This is a genomic window from Vibrio chagasii, from assembly GCF_002954585.1.
GTDB lineage: Bacteria > Pseudomonadota > Gammaproteobacteria > Enterobacterales > Vibrionaceae > Vibrio > Vibrio chagasii_A.
Genome location: NZ_MSCI01000002.1, coordinates 714,700 through 730,092 on the forward strand (window position 1 = coordinate 714,700; position 15,393 = coordinate 730,092).

At 45.3% G+C, this 15,393-nt stretch carries 15 protein-coding genes; 10 read left to right on the plus strand and 5 right to left on the minus strand.

All coding sequences use genetic code 11. The features are described 5' to 3' along the window. The first annotated feature begins 178 nt into the window (after positions 1-178). From cyoA to cyoE, 5 genes are read left to right on the plus strand one after another with little or no spacing between them, the layout of a single operon-like run. Complete coding sequence (cyoA, locus tag BTO10_RS11400; RefSeq protein WP_008221709.1) at positions 179-1,075, plus strand: ubiquinol oxidase subunit II; 897 nt, start codon at positions 179-181, stop codon at positions 1,073-1,075. A gap of 5 nt (positions 1,076-1,080) precedes the next feature. Next, entirely contained in the window at positions 1,081-3,138 is a 2,058-nt protein-coding gene (gene cyoB, locus BTO10_RS11405) for a cytochrome o ubiquinol oxidase subunit I (RefSeq protein WP_102424600.1), read from the plus strand. Then, a complete protein-coding gene (cyoC, locus tag BTO10_RS11410) occupies positions 3,128-3,745 on the plus strand; it encodes a cytochrome o ubiquinol oxidase subunit III (protein WP_105024590.1) in 618 nt (205 codons plus the stop codon). The genes cyoB and cyoC overlap by 11 nt, the downstream gene beginning before the upstream one ends. Next, positions 3,745-4,056, plus strand: a complete 312-nt coding sequence (gene cyoD / locus BTO10_RS11415) for a cytochrome o ubiquinol oxidase subunit IV (protein ID WP_004740018.1) — start codon at positions 3,745-3,747, stop codon at positions 4,054-4,056. Before cyoC ends, cyoD begins: the two co-directional genes overlap by 1 nt. 8 nt (positions 4,057-4,064) lie before the next feature. Next, positions 4,065-4,934, plus strand: coding sequence for a heme o synthase (cyoE, locus tag BTO10_RS11420; protein ID WP_105024591.1), 870 nt, complete (start codon positions 4,065-4,067; stop codon positions 4,932-4,934). 54 nt (positions 4,935-4,988) lie between these two features. Here cyoE and BTO10_RS11425 read toward each other — a convergent pair whose 3' ends face one another. From BTO10_RS11425 to BTO10_RS11440, 4 genes are all read right to left on the minus strand, one after another. Then, on the minus strand, positions 4,989-5,483 hold the full coding sequence (locus BTO10_RS11425; protein WP_063522298.1) for a peptidylprolyl isomerase: 495 nt from the start codon (positions 5,481-5,483) through the stop codon (positions 4,989-4,991). Between the two features lie 209 nt (positions 5,484-5,692). Next, the gene (locus tag BTO10_RS11430; protein WP_105024592.1) at positions 5,693-6,292 is read right to left on the minus strand and encodes a thiol:disulfide interchange protein DsbA/DsbL; all 600 of its coding nucleotides are present in this window, start codon (positions 6,290-6,292) and stop codon (positions 5,693-5,695) included. An 85-nt stretch (positions 6,293-6,377) separates the two neighbouring features. After that, the gene (locus tag BTO10_RS11435; protein ID WP_105025593.1) at positions 6,378-6,710 is read right to left on the minus strand and encodes a hypothetical protein; all 333 of its coding nucleotides are present in this window, start codon (positions 6,708-6,710) and stop codon (positions 6,378-6,380) included. A gap of 148 nt (positions 6,711-6,858) precedes the next feature. Continuing rightward, positions 6,859-7,470, minus strand: coding sequence for a TetR/AcrR family transcriptional regulator (locus BTO10_RS11440; RefSeq protein WP_105024593.1), 612 nt, complete (start codon positions 7,468-7,470; stop codon positions 6,859-6,861). Between the two features lie 167 nt (positions 7,471-7,637). Between BTO10_RS11440 and BTO10_RS11445 the strand changes: the two genes are divergently transcribed. Beyond that, positions 7,638-8,624, plus strand: coding sequence for a glycosyl transferase family protein (locus BTO10_RS11445; protein WP_105024594.1), 987 nt, complete (start codon positions 7,638-7,640; stop codon positions 8,622-8,624). 90 nt (positions 8,625-8,714) lie between these two features. Here the strand turns inward: BTO10_RS11445 and BTO10_RS11450 are convergent, their stop codons facing one another. Beyond that, positions 8,715-8,987 carry a hypothetical protein gene (locus BTO10_RS11450; RefSeq protein ID WP_105024595.1) on the minus strand — a complete coding sequence of 91 codons (273 nt, stop codon included), beginning with the start codon at positions 8,985-8,987 and terminating at the stop codon, positions 8,715-8,717. Positions 8,988-9,655: 668 nt separating this feature from the next. On the opposite strand from BTO10_RS11450, the gene BTO10_RS11460 reads away from it, so the two are divergent. The 4 genes from BTO10_RS11460 (at position 9,656) to udp (ending at position 15,234) form a co-directional block, all read left to right on the plus strand. Next, a complete protein-coding gene (locus tag BTO10_RS11460; protein ID WP_004741940.1) occupies positions 9,656-10,072 on the plus strand; it encodes a CBS domain-containing protein in 417 nt (138 codons plus the stop codon). Positions 10,073-10,216: 144 nt separating this feature from the next. Then, complete coding sequence (locus BTO10_RS11465; RefSeq protein WP_105024596.1) at positions 10,217-11,680, plus strand: MATE family efflux transporter; 1,464 nt, start codon at positions 10,217-10,219, stop codon at positions 11,678-11,680. A 166-nt stretch (positions 11,681-11,846) separates the two neighbouring features. Then, positions 11,847-14,192: a zinc/cadmium/mercury/lead-transporting ATPase gene (locus BTO10_RS11470; protein ID WP_105024597.1), complete on the plus strand. Its 2,346-nt coding sequence runs from the start codon at positions 11,847-11,849 to the stop codon at positions 14,190-14,192. Between the two features lie 280 nt (positions 14,193-14,472). After that, the gene (gene udp / locus BTO10_RS11475; RefSeq protein WP_105024598.1) at positions 14,473-15,234 is read left to right on the plus strand and encodes a uridine phosphorylase; all 762 of its coding nucleotides are present in this window, start codon (positions 14,473-14,475) and stop codon (positions 15,232-15,234) included. The last annotated feature ends 159 nt before the right edge of the window (positions 15,235-15,393 follow it).

Genomic DNA, 15,393 nt, shown 5'->3' on the forward strand with positions numbered 1-15,393 from the left:
TCATAATTTTTGTGTGGTTTTAACCGTGCGGTAATGTTTTCACCAAGCAAAATTAGACTCAATTCGGCTTCCCTTTGAGATGCAGCGTTTCACATGCTCAACACATAAATATTCTAATGACCATGATAACCAGTACTCGGACGTTCGATTTGAGACTGGATAACCATCGAGAAAGTTAATGGAAGCTTCAAGATATAAACGCATTTTATCGAGAGCAAACCTGTCGAGGATTGGTTTGGTGGCAACTGCCCTAATGCTCGAAGGATGCAACTCCGCATTGCTCGACCCTAAAGGTAGCGTTGGCGTTCAGGAAAAAGAGCTGATTATTACTGCTTTACTCCTGATGCTGATTGTCGTTATCCCTGTGATCCTAATGACGGTCTACTTTGCTTATAGATACCGCGAAACCAATACCACGGAAGAGTATGCACCTGACTGGGCGCACTCGACCAAGATTGAAATCGTTGTATGGACGATTCCAATCATCATTATTGCGATTCTTGCGACCATCACTTGGCGTTCAACACACGAACTGGAGCCATCTAAGCCTCTAGAAAGTGATGTACAGCCAATGGTGATTGAAGTGGTATCGCTGGACTGGAAATGGCTGTTTATCTACCCGGAACAACACATTGCAACGGTTAACTACGTGGCATTCCCGAAAGATGTTCCTGTTACGTTTAGGCTGACTTCAGACAACATCATGAACGCGTTCTTTATCCCGCGTCTTGGTTCGCAGATCTACGCGATGCCGGGAATGGTGACCAAGTTGAACTTGATTGCAAACCACGAAGGTGACTTCAAAGGTTTTGCGTCGAACTACAGTGGCGAAGGTTTCTCTCAGATGAAATTCACAGCATCAGCACTGCCTGATCAAGTGGCATTTTTAAACTGGGTGGAGACGGTGAAGGCAAGCCCTGATCGCATTGAAGATTGGGAGCAGTTCCGTTCACTGGCTGCGCCAAGTGTCGCTGAACCTGTGACGCTGTTTTCTAGTGTCCCACCATTTTTGTTCACTGATGTTGTGACCCAGCACCCTGGTTCAATGAACTGTTTGCCGGAAAACCAAGGATAATCGTAATGTTTGGAAGATTAACTCTAGAGTCCATTCCCTACCACGAACCTATTATCGTCGTGACACTTGCGGTGATTGCGCTGGTTGGTTTGGCTGTTGTTGCTGCGGTAACGAAAGCTGGGAAATGGCAATACTTATGGAATGAATGGTTTACTTCAGTAGACCACAAAAAACTGGGCTTCATGTACATTGCCGTTGCAATGATCATGTTGATTCGTGGTTTTGCCGATGCGGTAATGATGCGCAGTCAGCAGTTGTTATCAGCGGCAGGCGAGAGCGGTTACTTACCACCGCATCACTATGATCAGATCTTCACCGCTCATGGTGTGATCATGATTTTCTTTGTGGCGATGCCGCTGGTTATTGGCTTGATGAACATCATCGTGCCGCTACAAATTGGTGCTCGTGATGTTGCGTTCCCTTACCTAAACAACCTGAGTTTCTGGCTGTTCGTCGTGGGCGTGATCCTAACCAATATGTCACTAGGCCTTGGTGAATTCGGCCGTACAGGTTGGCTAGCTTATCCGCCACTGTCTGGTATTGAGGCAAGCCCTGGAGTCGGGGTCGATTATTGGATATGGGCGCTGCAAATATCTGGTGTCGGTACAACGCTAACGGGTGTGAACTTCTTCGCGACCATTCTGCGCATGCGTACTCCGTCTATGCCAATGATGAAGATGCCTGTGTTCACGTGGGCGTCTCTGTGTGCCAACATTCTGATCATCATCTCTTTCCCGATCTTAACGGTAACTATCGCGCTACTGACGCTGGATAGATACATCGGCACGCACTTCTTCACCAATGATCTTGGTGGCAACGTGATGATGTATGTGAACCTGATTTGGGCATGGGGACACCCAGAGGTGTACATCCTAATCTTGCCTATCTTCGGTGTGTTCTCTGAAGTGACAGCAACGTTCGCACGTAAAAAGCTATTTGGTTACACCTCACTGGTTTGGGCAACGGTTGCAATCACTATCCTTGCGTTTGTCGTTTGGCTACACCACTTCTTCACCATGGGCTCTGGCGCGAATGTGAATGCCTTCTTTGGTATCGCAACCATGATTATCTCTATCCCGACCGGGGTTAAGATTTTCAACTGGCTGTTCACCATGTACAAAGGCCGCATCCGTTTCACAACACCTATGCTGTGGACTGTTGGTTTCCTTATCACTTTCACCGTTGGTGGTATGACGGGCGTATTAATGGCAGTACCTGGTGCAGACTTCATTCTGCATAACTCAGTATTCCTAATTGCTCACTTCCATAACGTGATCATCGGTGGCGTAGTATTCGGTTGTTTTGCGGCAATTGGCTACTGGTTCCCGAAAGCGACTGGTTTCACTCTGAACGAAGTTTGGGGTAAACGTGCTTTCTACTGCTGGATCATCGGTTTCTTGATGGCGTTCTTACCGCTTTACGCTCTTGGTTTCATGGGCATGACGCGTCGTTTGAGCCAAGATATTAACCCTGAATTCTTACCTCTACTGGCGGTTGCGGCTGCAGGTACTGGTGTGATTGCGATGGGTGTTGTGTGTCAGTTTGTTCAGTTCTTCGTGAGTGTTCGTGACCGTGACCAAAACCGCGATCTTACTGGTGACCCGTGGGGCGGACGTACTTTTGAATGGGCAACGTCTTCACCACCGCCGTTCTACAACTTTGCAAAACTGCCAAAAGGCGATGAGCTAGATGCGTTCTGGTATCAAAAGCAAAGTGGTGAGTTCGATCCAACTCAGGAAGAAGAATACGAACGTATTCATATGCCGAAGAACACACCGACAGGTATTTATGTATCTGCATGGTCGTTGGTATTTGGTTTCGCAATGATCTGGTACATCTGGTGGCTAGCGGCGGCAAGCCTAGTTGGTATTGTCGTGACGTGTATTCAACACAGCTACAACGACGATGTTGACTACTACGTGGAAGTAGAAGAGATCAAAGCGATTGAAGCGGCTCGACGTGCACAGTTAGCAGAGGCGAAAAAACAGTCGGTGGGTGAGAACAGCGCTGACGGTGATAACAACACAAATAAAGATGATTTGGAGACGACGTATGCAAGCTAATACTCCGTCACACACTTACGATCTTGCACACTCGCATGATCATCACCATGACTCAGCGGGCAACAAGCTGTTTGGCTTCTGGGTTTACTTGATGAGTGACTGTGTGCTGTTTGCCACGCTTTTCGCGACTTATGCCGTGTTAGAAAGTGGCTCTATTGCAGGGCCAACGGGCAAAGACATCTTCGAACTTCCGTTCGTGTTTGTGGAAACCATGATGCTGCTGTTCAGTAGTATCACTTTCGGTTTTGGCATGATCGCAATGAAACGCCAAAATGTTGCTGGTCTGAAAAAGTGGCTAAAAGTAACGTTTCTACTGGGGTTAGCCTTTATCTGTATGGAAGTGTATGAATTCCATCACTTGATTGCTGAAGGTTATGGTCCTCAAGAGAGTGCGTTCCTATCTGCGTTCTTTACCTTGGTGGGTACACACGGTCTTCACGTGACGTTTGGTCTTATTTGGATGGCAGTGGCGTATCACCAGCTTTCAACCAAAGGCTTAAACGACAACATGTCGATGCGCTTTCAGTGCTTGAGCTTGTTCTGGCACTTCCTAGATATCGTTTGGATTTGTGTATTTACCATCGTGTACTTAATGGGGGTGATGTAATGGAACAGCATCTAGACAGTGGCGCAAAAGATTACGTGATTGGCTTTGTTGCATCACTGATTCTGACCATTATTCCGTTCTATGTTGTGTGGGCGCATGCGCTTCCAAGTACTGAGACTTACGTCGTTCTGTTTGGCTGTGCGCTAGTGCAGATCTTCGTACACTTTAAGTACTTCCTACATATGGAAGTGAAAACAACCGATGGTCAGTGGAACTTAGTATCACTGATGTTTACAGCCATTGTTGTATTGATCCTTATCGCTGGCTCGGTGTGGATCATCTACAACATGAACGTCAACATGAAGTTGTAGGCTAGGGTATGCTGAAAAGTTATTTGTCTATTACCAAACCGGGCATCATTTTCGGCAACCTGATTTCTGTTGCGGCGGGGTTTTTCCTTGCCGCAAAGACAGAACCAGCCAGTGCGATGTTGTTACTGACAATATTGGCGGGTGTGGGGCTTGTGATTGCATCAGGTTGTGTGGTGAATAACATTTTTGATCGCGATATTGATCAAAAAATGAAACGCACTCAGAACCGAGAGTTGGTTCAGGGCAACATCAATACTGACGTCGCATTCATCTATGCGTTAGTCATGTTGCTGGCTGGTACGGCTTTATTGTTCCAATACGTTAATCCAATGTCTGCGGTGGTGGTGTTGCTTGGCTACGTGTTTTACGTCTTTTTCTACACTATGTGGTACAAGCGTAATTCGGTATATGGCACGCTCGTAGGTAGTATCTCTGGTGCGGTACCGCCATTAGTTGGTTACCTTGGCGTGACAAACTACTTGAGTATCGAAGCGGTACTGCTGTTTATCATGTTCTGCTTATGGCAGATGCCGCACTCGTATGCGATTGCGATGTTCCGCATTCAAGACTACCGAGATGCAGGTATCCCTGTACTCCCGGTAAAAGAGGGTGTCGATAAGGCTCACAAACATATGAAAGCGTACGTGGTTGCTTTTGGCGCGGTTGCTCTTGGGCTGTTCTTGCTCGGAGAAGCGGGTTACGAATACCTAGCGGTGTCGGCAGCAGTATGCTTTATGTGGACCAAGGTGACATTCCGTAAGGTGGATTGCGCCAACTACATCCAATGGTCAAAGACGGTCTTTAAAGTCTCTTTGCTGGTGGTGATGAGCATCAGTGGTGTGCTCGGTCTCGAACTGATCCCACTGCCATTTTTGTAGCACAGCACTAATAAAATACCCCGCATCAGCGGGGTATTTTTTACTCTCTACCGATTACTTGTTGATCGTGACTTTTGTAATCACAATATCTTCACAAGGTACATCCTCGTGACCCCAGCGAATTGTCGTTGGTTCAGCTGCAATCTTATTTACTACATCCATACCTGCCGATACTTTACCGAATACTGCGTAACCCCAACCTGCGTTCGTAGTCGAGGTGTGATCAAGGAAGTCGTTGTCATCAAGGTTGATAAAGAATTGTGCTGTTGCAGAATGTGGAGCATCAGTACGTGCCATTGCTACAGAGCCAATTACGTTCTTTAGACCGCGGTTTGCTTCATTTACGATAGGCGCACGTGTTGGTTTTTCTGTCATATCGATAGTGTGACCACCACCTTGAATCATGAAACCTTCAATAACACGGTGAAATGTCGTGCCTTCGTAGAAACCGTCTTGGCAGTATTTAAGGAAGTTTTTCGACGTTACTGGTGCTTTTTCAAGGTTCAGTTCAATTTCAATGTCGCCAAAGTTGGTAGTCAGAGTGATCATAAAGGTCCCAATATTTGAGTGCTAAGGGTTTTGAGTACGAGTATTTTCAGTACAACAACATAGTCGATGACTTAATAGGGTGCAGTATATGAAAATTTACTGCGGATGCCAGTGAACAATAGCGTTAGTCATAATTTACATGTGCTCTGAGCGCCGATAGAGATAAAAAAGCCAGTGATGAGTTCACTGGCTTGGCGATGAAAAACGACTTAGAGCGTTAGCAGGTAGTTAACTAGTTGGTTGTACTCTTCGTAGCTTTTGATTTGGTCCGGCTTAACGATGTACTTGTTATTGACCAGCACACCAGGAACGCCGGTTAGCGTGCTTGCATCAAATTGTTGATCAAAGCGTTTCTGCATTGAGTTAACCGCAAAGCTGTTGTATGCCGCGTCAAACTTCTTCGCATCGACACCATTATCAATGAATACTTGGCGCAGTTCAGCTTCGTCGCGTGGTGTCTTTTGCTTCTCATGGATCTGAGCAAACATAGCAGGAACTATGCTCTCTTCAGCATCCAACGCAATCATTGTTGCGTAAGCTTTGGCCATCGGCACGGCCATATTGTTACCCATAAAAGCGACGTGAACTTTTTGGAAGCTTGCTGTTTCCGGTAAGTCTTCTTTCAGGTACTTAATTACCCCTTCGAATTTGTAACAGTGTGGGCAGTAGAAAGAGAAAAATTCAGTCACAACTGGCTTTTCTGCTTTTGCTACATCAAGGATCTTGTAGTGAGTACCTTCTTCAAACTGAGCGGCGTTGACTGAAGCGCTCATAATTAGAGCAGCAAAAAGGCTAAATAGTTTTTTCATGTGTTTATTTCCTAAATTTGGATGTCGTTAAGCACAGCAAAACTGCTGTTTTGGGTGGCATGGATTGCCAATTTGGGACAAACGATTAAGAAATAGGGGGGCGATAAGGTGCTTGAGGCGCAATAATCGCTTTGTGTGAAGGCTCTTTTTCAATAAGAGCCAAAGAGGCAATTTGAGTATCGAAGGACTCAGACACAATCAATGGTGGCATTTTTAACAAGCAGACTGAGCCACAACAATGATGTTCAATGTTAGCTTGGGCGATCGGCTGTAAAGGCGAGATACTGTTTGACGGCGTTGATAGATGTTGAGATGCCACGATATTGTTACTCGCAATGCTATCCACACTAATGGTGGCCATTAACATCGCAAGCAGCATAAAAACGTGTACCCAAATTTTGCTTATCAACTTTGGCATGAAATAGTGGTCTTTGTATCTGAACAACGGCTGAAATAAATCAGATTCTGCAACTGGCAAACCGCTCAGCCACAAAACGAGCAAATCATACCTCACTCGTTTATCTATCTCTAATTAAAACTCGGCAAAACTTAGCAGGGCTCAACTTTTATTTGGCCTGATACTGTTTGAGAAACATATCAACCGTTGAGTTCACTATGACTTGCTTATGCTGTGTGTCGGGAGAAGGGGCATGACCAATGATCTGCGGCCAAAAAGCGAACGACTTAATGAGTGCAATGAATTGAGTTGAAGCAAACAGAGGGTCGAGCTCGACTAAGCGACCATCGGCTTGCGCTGCTTTTATCCAAGTCATCAGCCCACTCTCTGCTTGAGAGTATTTCTCCATTGCTTGGCTCGCGAGTTCCACATTATGGAAGTACTCAGAGAAAAGTACGCGTGATAAATCGATAAAACCTTCAGACTCTAAAAGCTCTAGTTCTTGATTCGCGATTGATGCGAGCTGTTGTTCAAGAGGCAGCTCAGCTTGATAAGGGAAGTGCGTGGCGGCGAGCGTTTTACTCCAAATACTGTCTAGTATCTCCTCGAGAAGCAGCTCTTTGCTTGCAAAGTGGTTGTAGACGGTGCGTTTAGACACTTCTGCTCGGCTCGATATTTTATCCATACTGGTGGCCTTATAACCGTGCTCAGTAAATTCTGCGATAGCAGCGGCAACGATCGATTCTCGTTTTCTTTGGCTCAGTGTTTTCTTTAAAGTCATTTGGATACTACTCAATATGTCGCGGTTAGCATTGCATACGTTAATTTTACACCACGAAGTTTACTTTTAGAACTCCCACGACGGTTTTAGTAATTAGAGTGTTAGCACCTGAATCGCTTTGCAATGCACTGTGGGTATCATAGAATCGAAAGCGTATTCGAATTTTATTGATATCAACGGAAGAGAATAAACAATCAATGAGTAGTATTTTAGAGTGTATTCGTACTGTTGGACGAGGAGAAAGAGGGCGTAAGCCTTTATCGTTCGAACAAGCCTACCGCATCATGGATGAGTATTTAAGCGGACAGGTCGGTGACGACCAGATGGCTATGCTACTGATGTTAATTCGTGTGCAGAACGAGACCAATGAAGAGATTGCTGGCTTTGTTAAAGCGTTTCAATCTCGCGTACCCGATTTAGGGGCTGATATTGATTGGCCGTGTTATGCCGGTAAGCGCAATGAAAGTGCAAGTGGTAAGCCTTGGAACTTGCTTGCTGCTAAGATCTTGGCGGATAACGGCTACAAGGTATTAATGCATGGTTACATGGATCAGCCGAGCGGTAGAACGCACGTAGAAAGCCATTTGCAAGATGTCGGTGTGCAACGTGCTGATAACCCTGAACATGCTAAGTCGATCCTTGAGCAAGATGGCATTGCTTATTTGCCGTTGGCAAATTTTGCTCCTGAAGCGCAAACCATGATTGGTTGGAAGCATCGTTATGGGTTGAGAACGCCGATCAATACGGTGGTTCGAGCATTGAACCCTGGTGGTGGGCGTTTAGGTTTACGTGGCAGCTTTCACCCTGGCTTCCCACAACTTCATGCTGAAGTTGAGCATGTGATTGGCAACAAATCTCATTCGGTTATCTCTTTCAAAGGAATGAACGGTGAGTCGGAATACAACCCGAAAGTGAGTCAAACGGTATGGATGAGCTCTCCTGATAAAGTTGAGTCTTTCTATTGGGAAGAGATGATGAACTCAGATCTACCACTACCGAGTGAATGTGTACTCGGGACGCCGGCTGAAGAGATGACTTTGATGGCAAACACAGTGGTTGATAGTATGACTGCAATTTTGTTTGCGGAGACGCATGACAAAACTGAGGCCTACCAAAAAGCGGTACGCCTATGGCATGAGTACTGTGCACGTTAGTTAAAAGACGATAGAGCTTGTAAGAGAAGGTCAGCGATTGCTGGCCTTTTTTGTATCGGGTGTTTCGGTTAAATGGTCAGGACTGAACCACTATTTTACTCGCATCAGCCTATGCATTTTGTCTTCGAATTGAATCTCGATAACCTGTGATATCTTCATTTTATCGACACGATCGAGCATTTTTGATTGGTAATCACGCTTTCTCATCCACTCTAGCGGTTCTTTAAAGGCATCCTCATTAATGACAAATGATTGCTCAGTAATCGAATCTTCAAAGATATGAACCACCCAAATACGGGACTGAAAATCCAGCAATGTGCTGAAGTAAGTTTTGATCTTAGAGATGGCGGTGGATAAAGACATACGAGACCGAATAAAGAGGAGAACTTGGTGTTTATCAAGTATACCGTTTGTTGCTCAAGCTTGTCAGTCTGAATTCGGCAACCACTCGAACATGGCTGCCGTATAGCGAAGGGGGAGTATGTGAATGGTTAGTTGAAGAACATGCCGAAATCGATCTCTTGCTCTTTTTGATATTTGACGAGCTTGACCCTTAGATTGTGTTGAGTGGCCAAATCAATGGCTAGATTCGACATGTTTTTTATTTCATCGAGACAATTCGAAACCAGAGGCTTTTCTTGGTTATCGATAGTGGCAATGAGTGTGTTGTCAGTGCCGTGCTAGCCCTTATAAACATACGCATACATAGGATTTTCGTTGTGTTGCATAAACTTTCTCAAATGGTGTTTTTATTATTGATGCGGTGAAGATTACAGGGTTTATGTATACAGGCTAGTGCGGCTAAGTAAGGTTGAGAAAGAGAAAGTAAGACTTTGTAAGGGCTCTTTTTTTTACTTTTTTTGGATGTTTGAAAATGCGCTCAACCCTTTATCTACCTCGCCTTTTTGTCTTGTTAGGTTTTGTCTATCAATAAAATTGTTGAAATCCATTTAGTAAAATCAAAATTTTAGACAACAATTAAATGAAAGAAGCAGATAAAAACATGACGCAAAGTATTTAGGGAGAACGCTATGCATTCAATTAAAGTGAAAGATTACATGACGCAGCAGGTTGTGACATTCACTCCTGATATGCCGTTAAGTCTAGCGTTAGACAAAGTGATGAGCAGTCATCACATGGGTGGGCCAGTTATTGATGACAATGAACAAGTGATTGGTTTCCTTTCTGAACAAGACTTATTAGAGAAGCTAGTTAAAGTTAGTTACTTCTGCCAAGACACACACGTTGTTGGTGATTGTATGTACCAAGAGGTGCTGTCAGTCGCACCAGACTTATCCATTATCGAGTTGGCAGATATGATGCAGGTAGGTAAACCAAAAGCTTACCCTGTCATCGACAATCAGAAATTGGTTGGCATTATCACTCGAACCGATGTGTTAAGAGCAATCGGCAAGAACTTAGATGAATGTTTCCAACATCCTGTATAGTAGCGTGTTAAGAACGATTATTTTTCTCAACACCCTTAAATAAAAAAGGCGCACTGGCGCCTTTTTCTTCGTGGAGCTTTTCTATTTAGACCTGTTTGTCGGTCGATAGATTTGGTCTGTGGTGTTTCTGCTTTTGGAGGTTTCATGTCAAACCAAACTGCAAAGTTTGTAGAAGGTTCAACGATGCGCCACATCTTGGTGATGTCGGGAGCAGGCTCAGTCGGCTTGATGGCACTGTTTGTGGTCGATCTGCTCGATATGTTATTTATCAGTATGCTAGGTCAGGTTGAATTGGCTGCTGCGGTTGGTTTTGCTGGCACACTCACTTTCTTTTCTACTTCTGTGTCGATTGGTACTTCCATTGCGATGGGCGCCTTGGTATCAAAAGCTATTGGCTCAAAAAATAGAGACCAAGCCAGAAATCTCAGCACCAGTATTATGCTGACCGCGTTTGTCATTAGCTCAACGGTCACTGCTGTGATGTACGCTTATATCCCTGAGCTATTGGCAGCCATTGGCGCGAAAGGCTTAGCCGCAGAGCGTGCACAAGCTTATTTACAGATTTTATTACCGAGTGGTCCATTTTTGGCGCTCGCGATGGCTGCAGGTGCTGGCCTAAGAGCTGCGGGTGATGCCAAGCGTTCTATGTGGGCGACATTATCGGGAGGGATCGTAAATGCGATCTTAGACCCTCTGTTTATTTTTGGCTTTGGCTGGAATATTGAAGGAGCGGCTTTCGCTTCTGTAGTGGCACGTTTTTCGGTTCTTTTCTTCTCACTTTATCCTCTGATTCGCACTCATGAGCTGGTGGCTCCGCCATCATTCGTGCAGCGGCGTATCAATATCCGCCCAATCTTAGCAATCGCGATCCCTGCGATCATTACTAACACCGCGACACCTATCGGCAATGCCATTGTTACGACAGGTATTGCACAATATGGTGAAGACTTCGTGGCGGGCTTTGCGGTGATTGGTCGTTTAACGCCTGTGTGTTTTGCTGTGATTTTTGCTTTGTCTGGCGCGGTAGGGCCAATCATTGGTCAGAACTTTGGTGCCGAGAGAATGGACAGAGTAAAAGAGACGCTTAATAACTCTCTATTTGTGACCACGGTATACACCATTGTGGTTTGTGTTCTGTTGTACTTCCTACAAGACCTTGTGATTCATGGCTTTAGTCTGCAAGGAGATGCAGCGATCATTGTTGCCACTTTCTGTAGCTATGTGGCCATTACCTTCATCTTTAATGGTGCACTGTTTGTCGCGAACACTTCGTTCAATAACCTAGGTAAGCCGCTGTATTCGACCGCTCTGAACTTAGGTAAAGCGACACTTGGTACCTTGCCTTTCGTCTATTTAGGTTCGCAATGGTATGGCGCGTTAGGCGTTCTTTACGGACAAGCGTTGGGTAATATTCTGTTTGGATTGTTGGGTGTCTTAGTGCTTCGTTACCACATCTCTGAATTGATGCAGGGCTCCAACGTTGAGCCTGTTGAAGATGATGTGTCTATCGTAAGTTTGAATACACAGCCTTTCTGCTCTCATGATGCCGTCCTGATTGATGATGTCTCAGCGAACAGAGAAGAGTGTGCCGAACTTAAGCCTCAATAATAGCGACCTACTTGGTTGAGACTGTTAAATAAATTGCCTTAACCGAAAACTTCTTCTTGACCTTGGAGCTACCTCCAAGGTTTATACTTTCGATGAACTTGGGGTTGGTTGCTTTAATGACTGAAGTAATCACTCCAAGGGTATTGAAGTATTAAGGAGATACATTATGTGCGCAAAACACGCAGCGTGCCGCTCAGTAAAAGTGGACGTTCAACCACAAGCAGCCGCAACAAGCTGCTCTAGCCCTAAAATTTCAAGCATTACTGCAGTTGGTACATCATCAGGATGTTGCAGCTCTTCTTCAGCGACAGTCGCGTCATCGGGTGATGGCTGTTGTAGTTCAGACAGTGGAGAAGAAGACAGTCAGTCCTCAACGATAACGAACGATGCCCAATTTTCTAAAAGTTGGTTAGTTTCCGGAATGGACTGTCCAGCTTGTGCCAGAAAAATAGAAAAAGCGATCAGTAATATCGACGGTGTAATTCAAGCGAAGGTGCTCTTTGCTACCGAAAAACTGGTTGTGAAATTTAACAATGAAAGTCTTGCTGACACTATCGAACAAGTCTCTATCACCACTGGCTTCCCGTTAACGGAAGTGGGTTCTAAGAAAGAAAAACAACAACCAGAGACGTTTTGGCAAGCGCATATCCAACCTAATTTACAGATCATCGCGATAGCTGCTGCGATGCTGTTCGCGGCGTTACTGAAAAGTTCAGCGCCTCAATTAAGTGAAGGCTTATTCATCGCGACATGTCTACTTGGATTGTATCCGGTCACTAAGAAAGCCGTTCAACTAGCCAGCTCGGGAACTCCTTTCGCGATAGAAACCTTAATGAGTGTGGCTGCACTGGGCGCACTATACCTAGGCGAGACTGCAGAAGCGGCAATGGTATTGCTTCTGTTCTTGATTGGCGAACGCTTAGAGGCTTTTGCTTCTTCTAGAGCGAGAAGTGGCGTTCAAGCGCTGATGGCTTTAGTACCTGAGAATGCGACCAAGATTATCAATGGTGAACGTGTTGAAGTAGCGGTAAGCGAGTTGGTACCTGGTGATGTGATTGAAGTGGCTGCGGGTTCTCGTTTGCCAGCAGACGGCCAGTTGATTACCGATGCTGCGAGTTTTGACGAAAGTGCGTTGACTGGCGAGTCTGTGCCTGTGGAGCATATCCAAGGTAATAGCATCATGGCCGGTGCCGTAGTGGTCGATAAAGTGGTACGCATTACGATTACCTCTAAACAGGGTGAGAACGCCATTGACCGTATTCTTCACCTAATTGAAGAGGCGGAATCACGTAAAGCACCACTAGAACGTTTCCTTGATAAGTTCAGTCGTTGGTACACACCATTGATGATGGTAGTGGCTTTGCTCGTCATCATCACACCACCGTTATTGTTTGCTCAACCTTGGGAAACATGGGTGTACCGTGGTCTAGCATTATTGCTGATCGCATGTCCTTGTGCACTTGTTATCTCAACACCTGCAGCGATCACTTCTGGTTTGGCTGCGGCAGCAAAACGTGGCGCTCTAATCAAAGGCGGTGCAGCACTTGAGCAGCTTGGCAAGATCGAAACTATTGCTTTCGATAAAACAGGCACACTGACCGAAGGTAAGCCTCAGGTGACTGATATTGAGCCACTGTCAGGTTGGCAGAAAGAGGCGATGCTTCGTGTGGTTGGTGCTATTGAAGTTGGCTCTACCCACCCATTGGCAAAATCGCTGGTTGCAAAAGTTGAAGAATTAGGCATCGATATTCCTGAGTCACACAACAAGAAAGCGCTGATTGGTAGTGGCGTGGAAGGTGACGTCGATGGTGTGAAATATCGAGTGCTTGCGCCATCTAAACTTGATTTTGCTTTGGATGCACAAGTATCTAAGCAAATCGAATCGCTAGAAGATGAGGGTAAAACCGTTGTTGTTGCATTAGAGGTTAAAGACTCTGCTCAGGCAGCCAACGCGATTGGCTTGATTGCATGGCAAGACAAATTACGTAGTGATGCGAAGTTAGCGATTGAGCGCCTCAATGATCTTGGTATTCAATCCATTATGCTGACAGGGGACAACCCGCGCAGTGCAGCTGCGATCAGTGGCAAGGTTGGTATGCAGTACAAAGCGAGCCTGCTTCCAAGTGATAAGGTGTCTTACGTACAAGAGCTGTCTGAACAGTCGCATGTAGCGATGGTTGGAGATGGCATCAACGATGCACCAGCGATGAAAACCGCGCATGTCGGCATCGCAATGGGTGGGGGCACAGATGTTGCTCTGGAAACTGCTGATTCAGCACTGACTCATAACCGTCTAACTGAATTACCAGCAATGATTGAGCTGTCGCAAGCTACTATCAATAATATCCGTCAAAACGTCGCTCTGGCTCTTGGCTTGAAAGGTGTGTTCTTAGTGACGAGCTTATTTGGTATCACGGGCTTGTGGGTAGCGGTTTTAGCGGACAGTGGTGCAACAGCACTGGTGACATTGAACGCATTGCGCCTGCTACGATTCAAGTCTAAAGCAGACTAAATTCAACACTCTTATACGGAATTGCATTCTGTATAAACGCCTTTAGCGGTAATACGTTAAAGGCGTTTTTTGTCTCATTAGTATGCAACGAAGGTTCTGAGATTGCTTATTTTTGTGATACCAATCGTTTTTTTGTGAAACTTGAAATCTTGTTGCTACTAATGGTGTGAGCTGTGTCACTTCATTTTATAATGAGCTTGGTTAGAGTGTGTTCGTACCCCACGAATTTACTATGAGCTTAAATAAGGGTAAAAGCCCAATAAGCCAAAAGGAGCGAACTATGTCTCAAGCTGTTTTCCATTTAGGTGTTACTGAAGCAGATCTTAACGGTGCTACTCTTGCGATCATTCCAGGTGATCCTGCTCGTGTACAAAAAATTGCAGAAGAGATGGAGAACCCAGTATTTCTTGCTAGCCATCGTGAATACACACTTTACCGCGCAGAACTAGACGGTAAGCCAGTGGTTGTATGTTCAACAGGTATTGGTGGTCCATCTACCTCTATCGCTGTAGAAGAGCTAGCTCAACTGGGTGTTCGCACTTTCCTACGTGTTGGTACTACTGGTGCTATCCAACCTCACGTAAACGTGGGTGACATGATTGTTTCTACTGGTTCTGTTCGTCTAGACGGTGCTAGCCTACACTTTGCTCCAATGGAGTTCCCAGCGGTTGCAGACTTCGAAGTAGCGACAGCAATGAAAGCAGCAGTTGAAGAGGCAGGCGCAACAGTTCACATGGGTGTAACGGCTTCAAGTGATACTTTCTACCCAGGTCAAGAGCGTTACGACACGTTCTCTGGTCGTGTAGTTAAGCGTTTCCAAGGTTCTATGCAAGAGTGGCAAGACATGGGCGTTCTAAACTTCGAAATGGAATCTGCAACGCTGCTAACTATGTGTGCAAGTTCAGGTCTGAAAGCGGGTTGTGTTGCTGGTGTAATCATCAACCGTACGCAAAAAGAGACGCCTGATCACGACACACTAAAAGTAACAGAAGCACGCTCAATCAAAGTGGTTGTAGAAGCTGCTCGCAAAATGCTTAAGTAGCAAAAGTGCTTTAGGTCTTAATCTGACAGCAAATTTTGAAATGGCCGCATCGATTGATGCGGCCATTTTTTATTTACTGGTTAAGTGACAGAGAGAAAACAGATAAGAAAAAGGCGAGTCATTCAATAGTGACTCGCCTTTGTTATTTTGATTTAAGAG

Excerpts from the sequence above, each read along its gene's own strand:
- cyoA (WP_008221709.1), top strand. The coding sequence starts at position 179 with ATGGAAGCTTCAAGATATAAACGCATTTTATCGAGAGCAAACCTGTCG.
- cyoB (WP_102424600.1), top strand. The coding sequence starts at position 1,081 with ATGTTTGGAAGATTAACTCTAGAGTCCATTCCCTACCACGAACCTATT.
- cyoC (WP_105024590.1), top strand. The coding sequence starts at position 3,128 with ATGCAAGCTAATACTCCGTCACACACTTACGATCTTGCACACTCGCAT.
- cyoD (WP_004740018.1), top strand. The coding sequence starts at position 3,745 with ATGGAACAGCATCTAGACAGTGGCGCAAAAGATTACGTGATTGGCTTT.
- cyoE (WP_105024591.1), top strand. The coding sequence starts at position 4,065 with ATGCTGAAAAGTTATTTGTCTATTACCAAACCGGGCATCATTTTCGGC.
- BTO10_RS11425 (WP_063522298.1), bottom strand. The coding sequence starts at position 5,483 with ATGATCACTCTGACTACCAACTTTGGCGACATTGAAATTGAACTGAAC.
- BTO10_RS11430 (WP_105024592.1), bottom strand. The coding sequence starts at position 6,292 with ATGAAAAAACTATTTAGCCTTTTTGCTGCTCTAATTATGAGCGCTTCA.
- BTO10_RS11435 (WP_105025593.1), bottom strand. The coding sequence starts at position 6,710 with ATGCCAAAGTTGATAAGCAAAATTTGGGTACACGTTTTTATGCTGCTT.
- BTO10_RS11440 (WP_105024593.1), bottom strand. The coding sequence starts at position 7,470 with ATGACTTTAAAGAAAACACTGAGCCAAAGAAAACGAGAATCGATCGTT.
- BTO10_RS11450 (WP_105024595.1), bottom strand. The coding sequence starts at position 8,987 with ATGTCTTTATCCACCGCCATCTCTAAGATCAAAACTTACTTCAGCACA.
- BTO10_RS11460 (WP_004741940.1), top strand. The coding sequence starts at position 9,656 with ATGCATTCAATTAAAGTGAAAGATTACATGACGCAGCAGGTTGTGACA.
- BTO10_RS11465 (WP_105024596.1), top strand. The coding sequence starts at position 10,217 with ATGTCAAACCAAACTGCAAAGTTTGTAGAAGGTTCAACGATGCGCCAC.
- BTO10_RS11470 (WP_105024597.1), top strand. The coding sequence starts at position 11,847 with ATGTGCGCAAAACACGCAGCGTGCCGCTCAGTAAAAGTGGACGTTCAA.
- udp (WP_105024598.1), top strand. The coding sequence starts at position 14,473 with ATGTCTCAAGCTGTTTTCCATTTAGGTGTTACTGAAGCAGATCTTAAC.